We start from the raw sequence: 20,893 nt of genomic DNA on the forward strand, positions 1-20,893 counted from the left end.
TCAGTTCCTTCGTCCGGAGAGTTCGGCGAGCATGGCGTTGTAGGCGGCCAGCCGGTCGTCGTGGCCGTGGTCGGAAGCGCGGTCGAACCGCACGGCCTCCCGGCGATCGGCCCGTGCCCACTGGTGCAGGAGCGCGATGACGACGACGAGCATCGGGATCTCCCCGGTGGCCCAGGCGATTCCGCCGCCGAGCCGCTGGTCGGTGAGCAGGTCCGGCAGCCAGGTGAGGCCGAGGGTGCGGTAGAAGTCCGCGGCGATCACCTTCTGGTTGTTCATCAGGATCACGCCGAAGAAGGCGTGGAACGGCATGACGGAGAACAACAGTCCGAGGCGTGCCAGGTGCGGCAGCGTGCGGGGTGCGCGGTCGACACCGACGACGAGCCAGAAGAACACGTACCCGGACACCAGGAAGTGCAGGTTCATCAGCTGGTGTGCCCAGTGGAACCGCATCATCTCCCCGAACAGCTCCGAGAAGTACAGGACGTAGAACGAGCCCACGAAGACCACCGCGGCCACAGCGGGGTGGGCGAGAGTCCCGGCGGCCCGGCAGTGCACGAGCGCGGTGACCCACTGGCGTGGTCCCGGCGGCAGGGCCCGCAACGCCAGCGTGATCGGCCCGCCCAGCACCAGCAGCACCGGTGCCAGCATGGTCAACGCCATGTGAGCGACCATGTGGGTGCTGAACATGCCCGCCGCGTACCTGCCGAGTCCCGACGAGGTCATCACGAGCACCACCGCGCAGCCCGCGATCCAGGCGGCCGCCCGTCCGCGCGGCCAGCGGTCTCCTCGTCGTCGCAGGGTGCGCACGCCGGCCAGGTAGGCGGCCGCCGCCAGGACCGCGCCGAGCCCGAGCACGAGGTCGAACCGCCAGCCGAGGAGGAGTTCCCCCGCGGACGGACCGTCCGGGAGCTCGTAGCCGAGCACGGTCTCCTGCGGCGAAGGCCGGGACAGTGCCCACGCGGGCGGCACCAGGTGCGTCAGACCGGTCGAGGCGGCGAGCACCAGACCCAGCCCGACCAGTTCGACGCCGAGCGGGCGCCGCGCACCCCACCGCGCCCGCAGCAGCGGCACGACCGCGACCACGGCCAGCTTGAGCAACAGCAACGCCACGTACCCGCCGGTCAGCGCGGCCGGACCGACGAGCACCGCGCCCGCCACCCCGCCGCTGAGCACGAGCACCACGGCACAGATCGAGGTGAGCCGGTGGTAGCGCCGCACGACCTCGTCCGGTGAGGTGGCACCGGGGGAGTGCCGCAGGTATCCGCGCAACGCGACAAGCGCACCGACCCACACCGCGGCGGCCGGGACGTGCCAGACCATGGCGTTGGTCGCCACGTCGTGCCACGCCCCGTTCGCGACGTGCCCGACGACGACCGGGGCCAGCATCCCGACCAGCGCCGGAGCCAGGCACAACACCGCGGTCACCCACGTCAGCGTCGCCCGCGTGCCCGCCACGACCAGACCGGCCGCCACCGTCGTGACCAACCACGCCTTCGGCTCCTCGGTCGCCGCTAGGAGACTCGGCAGGTGGCTCAGCGCGACGCTCAGCGGCTGCCCGGTGGCGTCGGAGACGGACAGCACCACCGCTACGGCCGCCGCACCGACCCAGACCGTCGCCGCGGTCGCCGCGATGCGGACCGCCGCGTACGCCTGTGCGGTCAGCTTTGCGTGACGCGGTGGGGCGGGCACGACGAAGCCGCCGAACACCAGCGAGCCCACCGTGATGGCGGCCGCGGCGTTCGCGAGCGTGCGCACCAGCCCGAAAGCCAGCGATGTGAGCCTGCCCGGATCGCTGTCGCCCAGCGCGGCGTGCACGTCGCCCGCCCAGAACACGACAACGGCAACGCACACGACAGAAACAACCGACGCGACAACAGCGGCGCTGCTCACCCTCACACTGACAACAGTCGGGCGTTCAGGCCCTCCGGTTCCCGGAGAACCGAACATCCTCCGCCCGTGTGACGGACGCGACTGTTCACTGTGGACCCGGTGGCTCCCGATGACCCGGTGAGCGGGGGATCAGGCGGCGTGGCGCTTGCTGACCGGACGCAGTCGCACGCGGCGCTGCCCGTGTGACCGTCCGGCTCGTTCCGGTGCGGCCGAGATATCACCTGCGGTGTCGTCGGAGTCGCCGTGCACGAGCGGTGTGCGGTCGCTCGGGCCGCGGTTGCCGAAGTGCACGAGCGCCAGCAACCCCAGACCCACCACCAGCAGTGCGTGGCTGAACACCCGGCCGACGGTGGCGGTGCCGCTGAGCAGGTCGCTCGCGGAGTAGGGCACGAGCACGGCGACGAAGGCGCTGACCACGGGCAGCATCCCGGACGTCGCCCTCGGGCGGAGCGCGGTCCACAGCAGACCGAGGCCGATGGCGAGGTTCCAGGCCGTGCTCTCGTTGAACAGGTGGCTGCTGTCGACGCCGGAGGTGTGACCGCCGTGTGCGGACGCGCCGGTGCTGCCCACGACCTGGGCCATGCCGAGCGTGAGCTGCGCGACCGCCACGCCACCGAGGAGCAGCCGCGGTGTCCAGCCGCGTGGCGCCGGTGGAACGACCGGGGGAGCCACGTCGAGGATGGCGGCGGTCAGGTCGGGAACCGGGGTGGCCGGCCGCACGCGCAGGGTGCGGGTGAGCGCCGCGGCGTCGTCGTGCCAGACCTGGCACGACGTGCAGGTTTCCAGGTGTGCGTCGACCACGTCGGCGGGTGCGCCTCCGGGTTCGCCGTCGAGTCGCGCGGACAGGGCTTCGCGGCAGGTGTAGCAGTCCACACAGACATTGTCGGCCATGAGGCGCGGATAGTTCCCGGCGAACTCTGAGTTACCCTCCACGACCGTGTCGACTTCAAGGGGTGACGACGACGCGGTCACGGCCTGCGCGCTGGCCGCGGGCGCGGGCGATCGTGTCGCGCTGGAGCGGTTCATCCGCTTGACGCAGCGCGACGTCTGGCGCCTGGTCGCGCATCTGGCCGGCGTCGGGGTCGCGGACGACCTCACCCAGGACGTCTACCTCCGTGCGCTGCGCAGCCTTCCGGGGTTCGAGGGCCGGTCGTCGGCCAGGACGTGGCTGCTGTCGATCGCCCGCCGGACCGTCGTCGACCACGTCCGGGCGGCGGTCGTGCGGCCGTCGATCGCCTGGTCGGCGGACTACGAGGTGGCCTCGGACACCAGGCAGGCCGCCGAACGTGCGCGGTCCGCGGGCTTCGAGGACGTCGTCGAGCTCAACGTCCTGCTCGCCGGCCTGGCTCCCGAACGCCGCGAGGCCCTGCTGCTCACCCAGGTGCTGGGACTGTCCTACGCCGAGGCGGCCGAGGTGTGCGGCTGCCCGATCGGCACCGTGCGGTCTCGCGTCGCCCGAGCGCGCGAAGACCTGGTCGCCGGTCGTGGCCATGAAGACGTCGACGTCGTCTGAGCCATCGTCGTGCTCTTGTTGAACGAGCCGGAGGCGCACCGGGGCTGAACCGGTCCCGTGTCGCGCCAACTGCTCGGGAACTTCTCCGCACTTCCGCGCGACCAGTACACCGTGACCTCGTATTCGCCGATGCGTCGTGGCATCGTGCTGACCTCCGCCACGGCACTTGTTCTCTCGCTGAGCGCCTGCGGCAGCGCGGGTTCCGCGCCGAACACGGCGGAGGAGACCACCGCGCCCGCCCCGGCGACCGCGGCTCCGACCGCCTACCCGCTCACGATCGAGAACTGCGGCCGCCGGCTGACCTTCGACAAGGCGCCGAGTCGCGTGCTACTGCTCAACGGCGCCTCCGTGGCCGAGGTGGAAAGCTTTGTCGCCCTGGGCATCCAGGACAGGATCGCGGCGAACAGCCAGTCCTACGGCGTCTCCGACGACCCGTCGATGGTCGCGAAGGTGAAGGCCGTCCCGACCGGTGGCCTCACCCTCAACGACAACTTCGAGGTGCCCCGCGAGCAGATCGTTGCGCAGAAACCCGACTTCGTGATCTCCACCTGGGCGGGCGGGTTCGACGACAGGACCGGCTCCATCACGCGGGACCAGCTGACCCGGGCCGGGATCACCAGCTACGTCACCCCGTCCAACTGCGCCAACGGCGACTCCGCTGCCAGTCCCGCCGACCGGCGGAAGTATGAGGAGCAGTCGATTGAGTCCTCTCACGAGCTGCTCCTGCAACTGGGTCAGATCTTCGACGTCCAGCAGCGCGCGGCCGACCTCGTCAACCAGGCCCGCGCCGAGATCGACACGATCAGGCGGAGCGTTGCGGGCAAGCCGAAGAAGAACGTTCTCGTCGTCTACCCCGGCATGGCCATGATGAACAGCAACGGCCTGCCCGCTGTCTTCGCCGGTGGCATCTTCGACGACATCGTCGTGCGTGCCGGTGGCGTGAACGCCTTCGCCGGCAGGACGAACGCCGAGCTCGCGGAGATCAACGCCGAGGCGCTGGCGTCGGCGGAGGTGGACCTGCTGGTGGTGGGCCTGTACCAGGAGACGGAGAACGCCGACGTGCTCGCGCGGGACCTGTTCACGAAGTTCCCGCAGTGGGCCGCGTCGAAGAACAGGAGGTACACGTCCGTGTCGGACAGCTTCTACCTCGGTCCGCTGAACGCCTTGGCAGTGAAGAAGATCGCTGATGCAGCGCACGGCGGCTAGAGGCCCGCACGCGATCTCCGGCACCGGCTACGTCGTCCTGCTCGCCGGCCTGGCAGCCGCCCTCGTCCTGTCGACCGCGTTCGCGATCGGCACGGGCACGGTCGACGTCCCGGTCGGACGTGTCGTCGGCATCGTCTGGGCACACCTCGGCGGCGGCAGCGCGGGCCTGGACCCGTTGGACAACCAGATCGTGTGGGACTTCCGCACCCCCAGGGTGTTGCTGGCCGCGCTGGCCGGTGGTGGCCTCAGCCTGGCGGGGGTGTGCCTGCAGGCGTTGGTGCGCAACCCGCTGGCCGATCCGTACCTGTTCGGTGTCTCGGCGGGCGCGTCGCTCGGTGCCGTGGTCGCGATGACCACGGGCGGCGCACTCGTCGCGGGTCTCGGGGTGGCCGGGGCGGCCTTCGCCGGTTCGCTGCTCAGCCTGGCGATCGTCTTCGTCATGGCCCAGCGCGGCGGTCGGCTGCTCGGCAGCAGCCTCGTGCTGGCCGGAGTGGCGGTGGCCGCGCTGGGCAACGCCGCGACCAGCTACCTCCAGCTCCAGGCCAGCCCCACCGAACTGCGGCGCGTGATGTTCTGGCTGCTCGGCTCGGTCTCCGGTGCCTCCTGGGACGACCTGGCCGTGCCCACTGCCGCAATCGCGGTCACCGCCGCGTGGCTGCTCACCCAGGGGCGGTCGATGAACGCCCTGTCGGTGGGCGACGACACCGCGGCCGGGCTGGGCGTCGACGTGCACCGGCTCCGCATCCTCCTGCTGGTGGCCGCCTCCCTGCTGACCGCCACCGTGGTCAGCGTCGCCGGCGGTATCGGTTTCGTGGGCTTGATCGTTCCGCACGCCGCACGACTGGTGGTGGGGCCGGACCAGCGCAAGCTGCTCCCCGTGGCGCTGCTCGGCGGGGCCGTGTTCCTGGTGCTGGTCGACCTCGTGACCCGGACGGTGGACAAGCCGAACGAGATGCCCATCGGCATCTTCACCGCGGCCCTCGGCGCCCCGTTCTTCCTGGTGCTGCTGCGGAACCGGAAGAAGGTGTGGCGATGAAGGTCGTGGCCGACGCCGTCCACGTGCGCATCGGCGACACCACCATCCTCGAACGCGCCGACCTCGAAGCGGAGTCCGGCGGCATCACCGGGATCGTCGGCCCCAACGGTTCCGGCAAGAGCACGCTCCTGCGCTGCCTGTACCGCGCTCTCAAGCCGACCTCCGGCAACGTCTACATCGGACCGGACGACGTGTGGCGCTCCAGCGCCCGTCAGGCCGGTCTGCGCACGGCGGTGGTCGCCCAGGACCACGACCTCGACAACGACTACTCCGTGCTCGAAGTCGTCACCATGGGCCGCAGCCCGCACAAGCGCGTGCTGGACCGGGAGACCGCGGCGGACCGCCTGATCGTCGAGAGCTCGCTGGACCGCGTGCGCATGCGGTGGGCCGCCGACCGCGTCTTCGCCACGCTGTCCGGTGGCGAACGGCAACGGGTGCTCGTCGCCAGGGCGCTGACCCAGCAGGCACCGGTCCTGCTGCTCGACGAGCCGACCAACCACCTCGACGTCGGCGCTCAGCTGGAACTGCTCGACCTGGTGCGGGAACTGGAGCTGACCACGATCGCCGCCCTGCACGACCTGGACCACGCGACGACCTACTGCGACCGCCTGATCCTCGTGCACGACGGCAACGTGGTGACCTCCGGCCCTCCCGACGAGGTGCTCACCCCGGAACGCGTCGCCGAGGTGTTCGGTGTGCGGAGCGCGATCGTGCCGCACCCGCTGACCGGCAGGCCGCACTTCGTGACGGCCTCTCGCGTGCTGAGTCCGCGATGATCCGCTGCCGGCGAGTTCACGTGCGGAGGCTCAGTCTTCCCGGCGGACGGCCACCGGCTCCGCCGCACGTGCGCGGACGGTGCCGATGATCCCGTCGAGGACCAGGAACGCCACGAGGCTGATGCCGAGCAACGGCATGGCGATGCCCAGCGCGATCAGCACGAGCGGCGCCGGGATGACGAACCACAACGGCAGCCGCTGCCAGCCTCCGCGCGCGGGCGCCAGCCCGAACGGCGCGCGGCGATCAGCACGGGTGGGACGGCGCTGCCACCACATCCGGTAGCCGAAGACGATCACCGTGAGGATCGTGCCGGCCAGCAGCAGGAGCGCGACCTGGTTGGCCGGGCCGAAGAGCAGCCCCATGTGGGCCAGGATGCCCACGGCGGACAGCTTCGCGAGGAAGGGGCGGTCGTCGAAGTCGGCGCGGGCGGTGACGTTCCCGGTGCTCGGGTCGACGGCGGCCTTGTCCTGGCGAATCGGCCACAGCTGGTCGGTCTGCCCGACGGACCAGGCGGTGCCCGGTGCCGCGGCGGGGGAGAGCTCGACCGGCCCGTCGAGACCCGCTCCACGTCCGGCAGCGAGGACCTCGTCGAAGGTCTTGGGGTCCACGGGCTCGGTGCTGCCCGCGCTGCCGTTGTGCTCGGAATGCTCGCCCGGCGCGGTACCGGGAGGCGTGGCGCCGGGCAGCGCGGTGTCGAGCACGGGCGCCTTGGCGTTGAGGACGGTCAGCACGGCGGTGAAGTTCTCGCCGGCGTAGTTCGACCACGTCAGTCCCGTGGCGGACAGGAAGAGCGCGCCGACCAGCGCCCAGACGCCGAGACTCGCGTGCCAGGAGCGGCTTCTGCGCACGCCCTTGGCACCCCGTTCCGGCACCAGCAGGGCGCGCACCCGGCGCTTGGCGGTGCGGCGCCGGGCGATCCAGAGCACCAGACCCACCATCGCGAGCACCCACAGCCAGCTGGCGGCGAGTTCCGAGTACAGGTTGCCGACCGCGCCGAGCTGGAGGTCGCGGTGGAACTGGTCGAGCCAGGTGACGGCCGGCGTCGAACCGGCCCACGTCGTCAGCTCGCCCCGCACCTGCGCGGTGTACGGGTTGACGTAGACCGTCTTGCTGTACTCCTCGGGCAGCCCCGCGACAGCGAACACCACCCGCGTCGTGGCCTCGGGGTCGTCGAAGACCTGCACCGCGGTCACGGTGCCCTCGGGCAACGCAGCCTGAGCGGCCGCGACCTGGTCGGACACCGGCCGGGCGGTACCCGCGGGCTCGACCCACAGCTTGTCGCCGTAGAGGACGTCGTCGATCTGCGGCGCGAACGCGTAGAGCATGCCGGTCACGGCGGCCACGAGCAGGAACGGACCGATGAGCACACCGGCGTAGAAGTGCAGTCTGCGCAGCAGCGGCACGACGGAAACCTGGTCGTCGCGGGGCGTCTCGTCTGTTCGGTCGAGCGTGAGCGGGGGAGCGGACATCGAGGGACACCTCTGCAGGGGAAGGGAAGTGCGGGGACTCGGACGAGTAGTCGTTCGCCGGCCCGGCTTGGTTCCCGCGTGTTCCGCGCACGACTCAGCGCGCGTCCGGACGGTCAGAGGTCCGGCGTGTGAGGAAGGGGGCGGCTGTCCACCGCCCCCTTCCCCCTACCAACCCGCGTCGACATCGGGGACGGTGCCGACACCCAGGTAGTCGTCCAGGACGTCGCGTTGGTTCCCGGCGGTTCCAGCTGACGACGATCGGCATCAACTGGCCAATTCATGGACATCACAGGCGTACCCGTCCCCCTTCCGCGCCAAATCCCTACGCTGGCCAGCGGACGCGGTGTTCGGCCAGGGGGTGTCGTGGTGGGTCGTGTGTTCATCAACTACCGGGGAGAGGACAGCCACAGCTACGGCGCCCTGCTCTACACCGAGCTGGCCCGGCGGTTCGGTGCGGACAACGTGTTCCTGGACGCCGAGTCCATCCCCGCCGGCACCGACTTCGTGCGGGAGCTGCTGGGCCGGGTCCGGTCGGCCGAGGTGGTGCTGGCGGTGATCGGGCCGCGCTGGCTGACGGTCACCGACCCGTTCGGCAGGCGCAGGCTCGACGACCAGGGCGACTGGATCCGCCGGGAGCTGGCCGAGGCCTTCGCCGCCGGGGTGCGGGTGATCCCTGTGCTGACCGACCACGCCGAACTGCCGAGGGCGTCCGAGCTGCCTGCGGAGATCGCCGCGTTGAGCCGCTGTCAGCACCGGTACCTGCGCCGCCGTGAGCCCATCGCCGACCTCGCCCGGATCGTCGCCGACCTGGCCGGCGTCATACCCGAAGCCACCGAGGAGCCACCACGGCAGGCGCCCGTGTTCAACCAGCGGGTCGAGCAGGGCGGCACGGGAATCCAGACCTCGCAGGCCAACATCACGATCAACCACGGTGGCGCGGGAGGCCGGGCATGACGGGTTCGCGCAAAGACCAGCACGTCTATGCGGGAGGTTTCGGCGTCCTGGGCGAGGATGTCACGATCACCAACGTCTACGGCACGCGCGTCCCCGTCATCGAGCAACTTCCCGCGCCGAGCGTTCCCGACGCCGACTGGTTGATGGCGCAGCCCAGCCGCCTGCTCGACGCACGCAGCCAGGTCGTGCCCTTCGTCGGCAGGGACGCCGAACTGGACCGCCTGCGGCAGTGGCGTGACGACGGGAGCTCGCGGCTGTCGGTCCTGCTGCTGCACGGTCCCGGTGGCCAGGGCAAGACCCGCCTCGCCACGAGGTTCGCCGAGCTGTCCCGCGGCTGGCACGTCGTTCAGGCGGGATTCCGGACCACCTCGCTGCCGGCCAACGGCACCAACACGCCCGCCGATGCGGCGGGAGTGCTCCTAGTCGTTGACTACGCCGACCGATGGGCGCACAGCGAACTGGAACAGCTGCTGTCCGATCCCGTGCTCAACCAGCAGACACCCACGCGCATCCTGCTCATCGGGCGCACGGTCCGCTGGTTCGCGGCTTTGCGCGGTGAGCTGGCCGAGCGTCGCGCCCAAGCCGATGACCTGCCGCTGCACCCGCTGGCCGACAACCGGCTGCGCATGTTCGCGGCGGCACGCGACCGTTACGCGGCCACCGACCTCTACGGCCTGCCCGACACCGTCGAGCCGCCCCGGCTCGACCACCGCGACTTCGGCTTGACGCTGAACCTGCACATGGCCGCATTGGTCGCGGTGGATGCCCATGCGCACGGCAGACGGCCGTACCTGAGCGATCCGCACGAGCTGTCGGCTTACCTGCTCGACCGTGAACGCCTTGCCTGGCAACTACTTTACGACGCCGGACGACACGGGCAGGACTACCGCACGAGGCCCACGATGATGGCGCGGACCGTGTTCGCCGCAGTGCTCACCGGCGCGGTCAGCCAGCGCACCGGGGAACGGGCCCTGGCATCGTTGCGGCTGGACGAACACCCGCAGAGCCTCATCGACGACCACCGGTTCTGCTACCGACCCGCAGACGACGACCTGGTGCTGGAACCGCTCTACCCGGACCGCCTCGCGGAGGACTTCCTCGGTCTGCTCACCCCTGGCCACACCATCAGCTCCTACGAGGCCGACCCGTGGGCCAAGGACGTCCCGGAGACGCTGACCTCGGCGGAGGCACTGCGACCGGTCATCGCTCCGCGCGCGATGACCTTCCTCGCGTCCACCGCCGACCGCTGGGCGCACGTTCGCCAGAAGGTCCTCTACCCGCTGCTGCGCAACGATCCGCGCCTCGCGGTCGCCGCGGGCAGTCCCGCGCTCACCACGCTCGCCGCATTGGCCGACAGCCACGACGATGGGCTCATCGCCGTGCTTCAGGCCGTCGAGTCCTGCCTGCCAGACGGCAGCGACGTCAACCTGGACATCGGGATCCTCGCCGTCGTCGAGGTCCTGACCGCGCACCGGCTGGGAAACACCACGGATCCGGGGGAACGCGCCTGGCTGTACGGCACCTTGGCGTGGCGACGCGCGAACGCGGGTCGTGCGGAGGAGGCGATCGCCCCGGCGGAGGAGGCCGTCAGCCTGCACCGTCACCTGGTCGAGGCGAACCCTGGCGTGCCCGGTCACCTCGCCGGCTTGGCCACGGCGCTCGCGAACCTCGCGGACCGCCTGTCCGACGTGGGCCGCCCGGAGGACGCGCTGTTCGTCGCCGAGGAGTCCGTGACGATCAGCCGCCGCCTGGCCTCGGTCGAGCCGGCGCACCAGCGGAGCCTGGTGAGGTCGCTGACCAGCCTCGGCAACAGGCTGGCTGTGCACGGTAGGCCGGAGGAGGCGTTGGCCGCCACGCAGGAGGCCGTCGACCTGCAACGCGAACTGACCGGTGATCGCGGTGATCTCGCCGCCCTGCTGGGAAGTCTCAGCCAGCGCATGTACGACGTGGGGCACACGGAGGAATCTCTGAGTCTCACCGGTGAGGTCGTCGACCTGTTCCGGGAGCTGTCCGCGCAGAACCCCGCCGCGGCAGAGCCGAGGCTGGCCGCGGCGCTGATCAGCCGCAGCCGCTCGTTGCTCGACGCCGGCCGTGCCGAGGAGGGGCTGGCCGCCGCCACGGAGGCCAGCGAGCTGTTCCGCGGGCTGGCCGACGTCAATCCCGCCGCCCACCAGGCCGGTCTGACCACGACGCTGCTGAACCTGGGGTCGTTCCACGCACACCTCGGTCGTGAGGAGGAGGCGCTCGTCGCGGTGCGGGAAGCCGTCGACCTGTGCAGGCGGGCCGACAACGGCGGTCGACCGCTCGATCTCGCCCGCGCGCTGGGCAGCCTCGGCTGGCGGCTGTGGCACCTCGGCCGTGAGGACGAGGCTCTGGAAGCCGCGCGGGAAGCCGCCGAGCTGTACCGCCGACTGGCCGTGGCTCACCCCACGCTCGACCTCCCCGAGTACGCGGATGTCATGCACCTGTTGTCCCTGGCGCGCAAGCAGGAGCGGGACGAGACCGAGGCCGCCGTCCGCAAGGCGGCCGATCTGCGCCACCGGCTGGCGGACGCGGGCGCGGACCGGTCGGGGATCGCTGCGGAACTGGGTGAGCTGGCGGAGACCCTGGCCCGCCGGGGGCGGATGCAGGACGCCGTCGCCGCCGTCGAACGGGCGGTCGAGGTCCACCTCGGTACCGGCGACCGCAGCGCCGCAGCCGACCTGATCGGCAGGTTCGGCGTCACCCTGGCGGGCGCCGGGCCACAGGAGGAGGCGGTCACAGCACACCAGCGGGCCGCCGCGCTCTACCGCGAGGACGGCAAGCGCAGCCTGGAAGCCATGGCACTGACCAACCTCAGCGCCGCGCTGGCAAAGCTGAAGCGGGCGGAGGAGGCCGCCGACGCCGCCGGGCAGGCCGCGGCCGTCTACCGGGAGACCGGTGAGCAGCACCTCGAGTTCGCGGCGCTGACCAACCAGGCCAACGCGCTGACAGCGGCCAAGCGGTTCGCCGAAGTCGTCCAGGTCAGCAGGCAGAACCTCGCGTTGCTCGACGAGCTCGGCGAGGACTTCTTCGAGACGAGGATGCCCGGTGCCTCGGCGGGCCCACCGCTGCACAACCTCGGCAACGCCCTGCTGGAACTGGAACGGTTCGAGGAGTCACTCGACCCCAGCCGCCGCGCCGCCGAGACCTACGTGGCACGTGCCAACTACGGCGGTGCGGCGGACTCGTTGACCAACCTCGGCCAAGCCCTCACCGAACTGCACCTGTACGAGGACGCGATCAGCGCCTTCACGAAGGCCGCGGACCTCCAGGGCCGGACCGGCAGGGCCTCACACGAGGGCGAGGCGTTCGGGCGGCTCAGCGTCGCGCTCTACCACGCGGCACGCTACGAGGAGGCCTCCGCCGCGGCCCAGCAGTCCGCCGTCCTGCTCGGCCGGGCCGGTGACCACCACGGTGAGGCCCTGTCCCTGATCAACGTGGGCGCCGCCGCCGCGGAGGCCGGTCAGTTCGCCCAGGCGGCAGCCGCGTGCGGCAAGGCCGCCTCACTGTTCCGCAGGACCGGTGACCAGGGCCGGGAAGCGGACGCGCTGACCAACCAGAGCAAGGCGCTGGACAAAGCTCACCGTCACGAGGAAGCCGCCGCCATCTGCGAGCAGGCCGCCACCCTGTACCACGCAGTGGGCGACCCCAAGCGGGAACGCGCGCTCTTGCACGACCTCGGCGCACACCTGCGCGAACTGAAGCGCTATGCGGAGGCCGTCGCCGCCCACGAACGCGAGATCGCTCTCTGCCGGGAAACCGGCGAACGCGACGCGGAAGGCAAGGCGCTCATCGGCATCGGCCTCGCGCGGGCGTTCGACGACCGGTACGAGCAGTCCGTGATCGCCTGTCGGCAGGCCGTTGACGTCTACCGCGGCATCGGCGATCGAGGCGGTGAGGCGTTGGCGTTGCAGTGCCTCGGGGCGTCCGCCGCCGAGCTGGGCCACGTCGAGGAGGCCATCACCGCCCACCGGCTGGCCGCTGCCGCCTACCGCGACACGGGCGACCGGCGCGGTGAAGCCGCGATGTCGGGTGAGCTCGGCTCCGACCTGGGCAAGGCAGGCAGGTTCGCGGAGTCCGTGGTCGCGAGCGGCCGGGCCGCCGAGCTCTACCGGCAACTGGGCGACGGCGCCAAGGAGGCGCTCGCCCTGGTCAACGTCGGTCATGCTTTGCAGAGCGACGGGCGGGACGCGGAGTCCATCGCGGTCTGCGAACGCTCGGCGGCGCTCTTCCGCGAGCACGGCGACCGGCGCGGTGAGGGGGAGGCGTTGCGCAGGCTGAGCAGTGCCTTGGCTGCCACGGGCCAGCAGGGCGAGGCCATCGCCGCCGGACGGCGTTCCGTGCTCTGCTACCGGGAGTCGGGCGACGAGCGCGAGGAAGCCATCTCCAGCTACGCGCTCGGCAAGATCCTGCTGGACGCGCGGCTCTACGAGGACGCCGCCGCCGCGAACCGGCGCACCGCGGAGTTCATGCGGGACAACGGTGTTCCGTTCGTCGAGGCGTCCGCACTGCTCAACCTGTCCCGCGCGCTGCAAGCCCTGCACCGACTCGACGACCTCGTCGCCGTACTCACCCGTGCCGCCGCGCTCTACGAAGAACTCGACGACGGCGAGCGCAAGGGCCAGGCGAACTACCACCTCGGCGAAGCTCTCGTGGCGCTGCACCGGTACGACGAGGCCGCGCACGCCTATCACCGGGCGGCGGGCGCGTTCGGCGAGGTCGGTGAGCGCGACTACCAAGCCGCGGCGGTGTTCAACCTCAGCAAGGTCCTCGTGCGGGCGGGCCGCTACGAACAGGCGGCCGCCATCGGCATCGAAGCCGCCGCCGCGTACGGCCGGTCCGGTCCCGGTGATCCGGACCCGGAGGGCCAGGTGCTGTTCGAGATCGGTGCCGCGCTGGTGGAGGCGGGCCGACCGCGGGAGTCCGTCGCGGTGTTCCGGCGGTCTCTCGCGGTCTGCCAGGAGGTGGGAAACCGGGAACGGGAAGGCACCGCCCTGATGATGTTGGGTGCGGTCCTGGTCGACGCGGAGCAGTACGCCGAAGCAGTACGGGTGAACCAGCGGGCCGTCGAGTTCTGCCGCACGCTGGGAGACGCCCAGGGGTTCCAGCTGGCGGCAAGCCACCTCGACAAAGCCCTGCGCGGCCTGCGTTGAGAACTTCCAACGCGGTGGCGCGTCGCTGCACCATCAGCCGGGTTCTGAAGGAACGGAACCGCGTCCTCATCTGAGGAAACCCGGAACATCAACGAGAAACCCTTCGGTGAAAAAACCTGCGCCCGACCGTCTGCGGTTGCGATCGGAAGAAGGCCGTGGCGAAGAATAGGTGGAATATTCGCTGTCGAGCAGGGAGACGCGTGGTGGCATCTCCCGTTCGGTGCGGCCCACTGCTCCTCGCAGGTGAACCGCTCATGAGGTGCCGTCACGGCGGCGGGGGATGATCACTGCGCAGGCGCTCGCTCTTGGCCTGAGTCGTTCCCCGCTTTCCTCTGGCTGCGGCCGAGGTCCAATTGCCGCCTTTCGTCAACAATTGGAATAGCTGGGCGCGAAATTCACCTCATCGAAGCTTTTGTTCCCGGCGCGTTCCCGGTACGAAAGACATATCGCCTCCACGAGCCCTCGACCGCCGGGCCCGACGTTGATTGCTTCCTCGCCGCACGTGCTGTGCCGGCGTGTTGTCCCGACCGTGCCGGCTCGCCGTGTGTGGCGTGGAACGTGGACACCGCTACCGCCAGTCCGAGGAGGATTCATGTCACCTGTCGACTCAGTCGGTCGCTCTCGAAGAGGGGTGGCCGCAGCGGCGTTGACAGCGTTGTTCCTGCCGTTGACCGCGGTGACGCCCGCTCACGCGGCCTTGGTCAACACCTACACCAACCCCGGCAACTTCACCTTCACCGTGCCGGCCGGGACCACCGCCGTCACCGTGCACGTCGTCGGGGCCGGTGGTGGGGGCGGTGGCAGTGGCTGGGGGTTCTTCCCGGTTCCCGGGCCCGGCGGCGGTGGCGGCGGAGGCGGGGCGAACGCGACCTGCACGCTGGCCGTCACCGCGGGTGCCGTCCTGAAGATCGCGGTCGGTGCAGGTGGCGCCGGAGGCGGTCCGCGTGAGGGCGTCTACCAGGCCAAAGCCGGCGCGTACGGTGGGAGTTCCAGCATCACCATCGGTACGACCGTGCGGGCGAACGGCGGCGGTGGTCAGGGCGGGCAAGGCTCCCTCGGCGACAACACCGGCGGTGTCGGGGGCAACGGGAGCAGCTCTGCGAGCTGCAGCGGCACGGTGGTCACCACAACTCCCGGCGCGAATGGCGGCACCGGAGGCAACGGTGTGCTGAGCAACGGCGGTGGTCCAGGCGGTGCGGCTGGTTCGACGGTGCCCGCCGAATGCGCGGCCGGCACCGGACGAGGGGGCAACGGCGCCAACGGTGGTGTGTTCAACGGGTTCACCGGCGACGTCGGCAGCAACGGCTGCGTCGTCCTCAGGTACTGATCCGGCCCGGGTCGTCCGCGCAAGCGACTCGAAAGCGGTCCGCTGACCTCTCTCACGTCCCCGCCGGTGGGGTCAGCGGCACGGCCTGACTGATCAAGGTCCAGCGCGTGCTGGACACCCCCGTCCTTGACCCGGACCGCTGACTGTCCGCGTTGACGGGCCGGCAGGTGGTGGCGTGTTCGTCTCGGTGGTTGCTCGGTGCGGAATCGGCGGTGATCGGGTGGAGTGCGCGAGCAAATGGGTGCGGCCTCCCGGTCGGCGCTAATGCGCCTCCCCGTGGTGGACGAACAAACCGGTGTTCACCTTCCCCACCGAAAAGGAGCTCACGGATGACCACGCCTTCACCCGGTCGGCCTGGGCGCAGAGCGCTGCCGACGATCATCGCGGCGCTGACGGCCTTACCGCTGTCGTTCGCCCTCACCACCGCGCAACCCGCCTCCGCCGCACCCGGTGTGCCGCAGGCCCCGGTCGTGGTGTTCGCCGAGGACTTCGAGAACGGCCAGGGCGCCACACCCGTCCTGCTCACCGCCTACACCGGTGCCCCGCCGGTCGCGCAGACCTACACCGCCGATCCGGCCTGGCTGACCGCCTGCAACGGATGGCTCGCGGCGGCGCAGCAGCCGGCCGCGCCGCCGCCCGGCAGCGGGTGCAGCGCAGGCAACTGGCAGGCGGTCCGCAACATGGCCGGGATCCTGGGGCAGTGGGCGGGCGGCGACCCGGCCGGCAACCACGCGGTCACCGCCTACACCGCGGCCGACCCCGGAGCGGGCAAGGTGCAACTGCGCACCCAGCAGCCCATCCCGCTGCCCGAGCCCGACCGGTTCCTGACCTTCTCGGTGGACGCGGCCGAGCAGAACTGCTTCGCCAACCACGCGAAGTTCGAGTTCTACCTCCTCGACGGCGCGACCGCCGTACCCACCTTCACCACCCCGATCGAGCCCTGCGCCAACCCGTCGACCGTCATCAACGGCACCGCCGTGGGCACCTACACCAGCGACCGGCCCGTGCTGTTCGGCGGCTCCTCGGTCGGCGTGCAGCTGCTCAACGCCCAGGGCAGCGGCATCGGCAACGACGCGGCGTTCGACAACGTCCGCGTCCTGGACGTCACCCCGCAGCTCGACGTCGGCTACAGCCCGTCCCCGGTCGAGGTCGGGCAGACCGCCACGCTGGTCTTCACCGTCACCAACACCAGCGAGCTGGCGGTCAAGGACGGGTGGTCGTTCACCGCGAACCTCCCCGCGGGCCTGACCGCCACCGCCCAGCCCACCACCGACTGCACCGACGCCACCACCTCCACCGCCGCCGGCACGGTCACCGCCACCGGCGCCCTGGCCACCGGCCAGGTCTCGTGCACGATCACCGTCACGGTCACCGCCGCCCACACCGGCACCTACACGACCTGCGCCACCGACGTCACCGCACGCGCCGGCCTCAACGCGCCGGGCTGCGCCTCGATCCGCTTCACCGCGCCGGTGCTGGTGTTCGACGCCCACGCACACGGCGGCAAGCTGACCGCTCCGCTGGTCGGCGTCGGCCCGCTGGCGCCGTCCGACCTGAGCTGCACCACCCAACCGGGTCTCGACCAGGACCAGCTCCTCGGCGCGACCCTGCCGGGGATCGGCTCGCTGGGGGTCATCGACACCGAGGCCCGCGGCGTGGTCGGCGGCGACGGCGAGCGCACCGTCAGCGCGTGGGCCCGCACCGCCAAGGTCTCGTTGCTGAACGGTCTGATCACCGCCGACGAGATCCGCGCCCGTGCCACCGCGGACGAGGACGGCACCGGCGCCGTCACCACCGCCGGCCAGGTCGAGCTGGTCAACCTGCGGATCAACGGCGTCCCCGTGGTCGACCCCGCGGTCGGCCTCACCATCACCATCCCGCTGGTGGCCACGGTCGTGGTCAACGAACAACGTCCGCTGGCGGGTGGCGCCGGCATCGCGGTCAACGCCCTGCACGTCCGCCTGCTCAGCGGTGTCGACCTCGTCGTCAGCCACGCGCGGGTCACCCTCACCCGCCCAGGCATCCCCTGCCCGGTCAATTGACAGTTCTGGGCTGGTGAGGTCGTTCGGCATTTGAACGGAAGGCGCTTCTGCGCGTTCCACCGGCAGTTTCGCAGGCTGAGCCCGAGCTGGGTTCGGTATCGCGCAATTGCTCCGGACGGGGTACCCGGTCGCGGAGTCGATACCTCCGGCAGAGGAAGACGATCATTGATCGGTCACCGAGAATTCGCTCTGCGACCGGTGCGAACTCGACCCTTTAGGCTGTTCGAGCACATTCCACGGGACAACGACTAACGACGTCAAGGAACCGCTCTCACAGCTGAGGTAGCCTCGGCGAAGATCCAACGTCGCTCGCGACGACCGGCGTCGTGCACATCGGCGTCGCGCATCGGCGTGCCGTGGCGATCGAGCCACCGTGATGGGGGAACGGGAGCTTGACATGGGGCTTGGGCTGCTCGGGCCGGTCGAGTTGGTCCTGGACGGCCGGTCGCTGGAGCTGGGCGGCCCGCGGCAGCGGGTCGTGCTGGCGGTCCTCGGGCTCAACGCCAACCGGGTGGTGCCGGTCGAGCAGCTGATCGACGCCGTGTGGGGCACGGCTCCGCCGTCGACGGCGCGGGGACAGATCCAGATCTCCATCTCGTTGCTGCGCAAGCTGTTCGCCGACGCCGGTCGGTCAGACGTGATCGTGACCCGCCCGCCGGGGTACGTGTTGCGGCTCGGTGCCGAGGAGGTGGACAGCCTCCGGTTCGGTGAGCTCGTGGCGGCGTCGCGGGAGCTGGCCGAGAGCGGGAAGCCCGTCGACGCGGCGGCGACGTTGCGCGAAGCGCTCGGGTTGTGGCGGGGGCCCGCGTTGGCGGACCTCCCCAGCGACCTGGTGCAGCGCAGCGCCACCGTGCTGGAGGAGCAGCGGCTGGCCGCGATCGAGGCCCGCACCCGGCTCGACCTGGCGCTCGGGCGGCACCGCGAGGTGGTCGTCGAGCTGCGGGCGCTGGTGGCCGAGCACCCGTTGCGGGAAGGGCTGTACGGGCTGCTGATGCTCGCGCTGTACCGGACCGGCCGCCAGGCCGAGGCGCTGGAGGTGGGACGGCGTGCACGCGCGGTCCTGATCGAGGAGGTGGGGCTGGAGCCCGGCCCGGAGCTGCGGGACCTGGAGCAGGCGATTCTGCGCCGCGACGCGGCCCTCGGTGTGCCGGAGTCACCGCTGCCGGTCGGTTCGCCGGCCCCGCCCGCGCCCGCCGCCGGTGAACGGTCGGCTCTGGGCGTGGTGCCGCGGCAGCTGCCGGCCAGCATCGCGGACTTCACCGGCCGCGAGGAGCAGCTGGACGAGATCATGCGGCTGCTGGACGTGGACGAGGACAAGCGCTGGAGCATGCCGATCATCGCCATCTCCGGCAAGGGCGGCGTCGGCAAGTCCACGCTCGCGGCCCGCGCGGCCCACCAGTTGAGCAGCCGCTACCCGGACGGCCAGCTGTACGCCGACATGGGGGCGGCCAGCGACAACGACCACACGGCCAAGCTGCTCGCGCGGTTCCTCCGGGCGCTGGGGGTCGCCGGCTCGGCGGTGCCCGACGACGTGGAGGAACGCACCGAGCTGTACCGCAGCAAGCTGTCCGGCAAGCGCCTGCTGCTCGTGCTGGACGGCGTTTCCGACGAGTCGCAGGTCCGGCCGCTGCTGCCGGGCAGTCCGTCGTGTGCGGTGATCGTGACGAGCCGGGTCCGCCTGAGCGGGCTGCCGGGGGTCCGGCAGCTCGACGTCGACGTGTTCGACGTGGCGAGGTCGCTGGGACTGCTGAACCGGATCATCGGTCCGGAAAGGGTCGGGGCCGAGCCGGACGCCGCGGTGGAACTGGCCCGGTTGTGCGGTGGACTGCCGCTGGCCCTGCGCATCGCGGGCGCGCGGCTGGTGTCCCGGCCGCACTGGCGGTTGCGCGGGCTGGTCCGGCGGCTGCACGACGAGGCGCGGCGGCTGGACGAGTTCGCCCACCACGGGCTGGAGCTGCGGCCGACGTTCGAGATCACCCACCGGGTGCTCGGCGAGCAGGCCCGGCGGCTGTTCCGGCTGTGCTCGCTGGTCACGGCGCCCGACTTCCCGGGGTGGACGGCCGCCGCACTGCTGGACACCACCGCGGCGGAGGCCGAGGAGGTGCTGGAGAGCCTGGTCGACGCCCAGTTGGTGGACACCGTCCAGTACGGGGAGGCGTCACCGCGCTACCGGCTGCACGACTTGATCAGGGTCTATGCCGCTGAGCGGTTGCAGCAGGACACCACGGAGGAGGAGCGGACCGGCGCGCTCGGACGGGTGCTGGGCGGCTGGCTGGCGCTGGCCGAGGAGGCGCACCGGCGCGAGTACGGCGGCGACTACACCATCCTGCACGGCACCGCGCGCCGGTGGCACCCCGGCGTCGCCGAGCTCGACGACCACCTCGGCGAGCCCGCGCACTGGTGGGAGGCGGAGCGCCGGGCCCTGGTGGCGGCGGTCCGGCAGGCCGCCGAGGCCGGGTTGGACGAGCTGTGCTGGGACCTCGCCCTGACCTCCGTCACGTTGTTCGAGGCCAAGGGGTACTTCGACGACTGGATGGAGTGCTCCGGGCTCGCCCACGAGGCGGCCCGGCAGGCGGGCAACCGGCTCGGGATGGCCGCGACGCGGTACTCCCTCGGAACGCTCCACATGTTCCAGGCCCGGCTCGACGACGCGGAGGAGTGCTTCACGGCCGCGCTGGAGCTGTTCGACGCGGTGGGCGACGAGCACGGCCGGGCGCTGGTGCTGCGGAACTACGCGCACGTCCACGGGCTCCGCGGCGACACCGTCGCGATGATGGCCAAGTACCTCGAAGCGCTGGCGGTGTTGCGGGCGGTGGGCGACCGGATCGGCGAGGCGCACGTCCTGCGCAGCATCGCCAAGCACCGGGTCGACGAGGGTGACACCGAGAGCGCGGCCCGCCTGCTGGACCAGGCGCTGACGATCACCAGGGAGACCGGCTGCCTGCGGGTCGAGGCGCAGGTGGAGCACAGGTTCGCCGAACTGCACCTGGCCACCGGCCAGCTCGAGGCCGCCCGGGACGCGTTGCACCGCGTGCTGCGCATCGTGCGTGACAACGGCGACCGGATCGGCGAGGTCTACGCCGTGCACGGTCTGGGACTGCTCCGGCAGCGCGAGGGACGGCTGGACAACGCCGACACGACGCTCGTGAACGCGCTGCAGCTGGCCCAGCGGGTGGGGGAGCGGTTGATCGAGGCCAGGTCCCGGTACTCGCTCGGCGAGATCGCGCTCGCCCGTGCCGACGTGGACGGGGGCGCGGCGCACCTGGAGGCGGCCCTGCAGCTCTTCGACGAGCTCGGATCGGCGCTGTGGCAGGCCAAGACGCTCGCGTTGCTGGCGGAGCACTCCGACGGCGCGGCGGCGCGGGAGCGGGTCGAGCAGGCCCTCGTGCTCCTGGCCGGCATCGAGTCCGCCGAGGCGGTCCAGCTCGTGGCGCGGTTGCGCGAGCGGTCCGCCTGCCGGTCCGTCGTGGGGTGACCCGGCTGACCACGTGACGGCCCGGCGTGG

At 71.3% G+C, this 20,893-nt stretch carries 12 protein-coding genes; 9 read left to right on the plus strand and 3 right to left on the minus strand.

All coding sequences use genetic code 11. The features are described from left to right. Positions 1-1,851: a cytochrome c oxidase assembly protein gene (locus tag ADL03_RS05915; protein WP_197288124.1), complete on the minus strand. Its 1,851-nt coding sequence runs from the start codon at positions 1,849-1,851 to the stop codon at positions 1-3. A gap of 168 nt (positions 1,852-2,019) precedes the next feature. Next, positions 2,020-2,781: a zf-HC2 domain-containing protein gene (locus ADL03_RS05920; protein WP_197288125.1), complete on the minus strand. Its 762-nt coding sequence runs from the start codon at positions 2,779-2,781 to the stop codon at positions 2,020-2,022. A 46-nt stretch (positions 2,782-2,827) separates the two neighbouring features. On the opposite strand from ADL03_RS05920, the gene ADL03_RS05925 reads away from it, so the two are divergent. The 4 genes from ADL03_RS05925 to ADL03_RS05940 all read left to right on the plus strand — a co-directional run bounded on the left by ADL03_RS05925 (position 2,828) and on the right by ADL03_RS05940 (position 6,421). Next, complete coding sequence (locus ADL03_RS05925) at positions 2,828-3,403, plus strand: sigma-70 family RNA polymerase sigma factor (protein ID WP_053732344.1); 576 nt, start codon at positions 2,828-2,830, stop codon at positions 3,401-3,403. 129 nt (positions 3,404-3,532) lie between these two features. After that, positions 3,533-4,609, plus strand: coding sequence for an ABC transporter substrate-binding protein (locus tag ADL03_RS05930; protein WP_053732399.1), 1,077 nt, complete (start codon positions 3,533-3,535; stop codon positions 4,607-4,609). Further along, a complete protein-coding gene (locus ADL03_RS05935) occupies positions 4,590-5,645 on the plus strand; it encodes an iron ABC transporter permease (protein WP_053732345.1) in 1,056 nt (351 codons plus the stop codon). Before ADL03_RS05930 ends, ADL03_RS05935 begins: the two co-directional genes overlap by 20 nt. Then, entirely contained in the window at positions 5,642-6,421 is a 780-nt protein-coding gene (locus ADL03_RS05940) for an ABC transporter ATP-binding protein (RefSeq protein WP_053732400.1), read from the plus strand. The genes ADL03_RS05935 and ADL03_RS05940 overlap by 4 nt, the downstream gene beginning before the upstream one ends. Positions 6,422-6,451: 30 nt before the next feature. Here the strand turns inward: ADL03_RS05940 and ADL03_RS05945 are convergent, their stop codons facing one another. After that, positions 6,452-7,891, minus strand: a complete 1,440-nt coding sequence (locus tag ADL03_RS05945; RefSeq protein ID WP_063798487.1) for a PepSY domain-containing protein — start codon at positions 7,889-7,891, stop codon at positions 6,452-6,454. 366 nt (positions 7,892-8,257) lie between these two features. On the opposite strand from ADL03_RS05945, the gene ADL03_RS05950 reads away from it, so the two are divergent. From ADL03_RS05950 to ADL03_RS05970, 5 genes are all read left to right on the plus strand, one after another. Next, on the plus strand, positions 8,258-8,845 hold the full coding sequence (locus tag ADL03_RS05950) for a toll/interleukin-1 receptor domain-containing protein (RefSeq protein ID WP_197288126.1): 588 nt from the start codon (positions 8,258-8,260) through the stop codon (positions 8,843-8,845). After that, positions 8,842-14,019 (plus strand): tetratricopeptide repeat protein, encoded by a 5,178-nt coding sequence (locus ADL03_RS05955; RefSeq protein WP_053732347.1) that lies wholly within the window; start codon positions 8,842-8,844, stop codon positions 14,017-14,019. Before ADL03_RS05950 ends, ADL03_RS05955 begins: the two co-directional genes overlap by 4 nt. A 592-nt stretch (positions 14,020-14,611) precedes the next feature. Beyond that, on the plus strand, positions 14,612-15,346 hold the full coding sequence (locus tag ADL03_RS50450; protein WP_157528072.1) for a hypothetical protein: 735 nt from the start codon (positions 14,612-14,614) through the stop codon (positions 15,344-15,346). 329 nt (positions 15,347-15,675) lie between these two features. After that, complete coding sequence (locus ADL03_RS05965) at positions 15,676-17,388, plus strand: choice-of-anchor P family protein (protein ID WP_053732349.1); 1,713 nt, start codon at positions 15,676-15,678, stop codon at positions 17,386-17,388. Between the two features lie 397 nt (positions 17,389-17,785). Next, positions 17,786-20,863, plus strand: a complete 3,078-nt coding sequence (locus ADL03_RS05970) for a BTAD domain-containing putative transcriptional regulator (protein WP_053732350.1) — start codon at positions 17,786-17,788, stop codon at positions 20,861-20,863. Positions 20,864-20,893 lie beyond the last annotated feature (30 nt).

The sequence above is a fragment of the Nocardia sp. NRRL S-836 genome (assembly GCF_001279525.1).
Classification (GTDB): domain Bacteria; phylum Actinomycetota; class Actinomycetes; order Mycobacteriales; family Pseudonocardiaceae; genus Lentzea.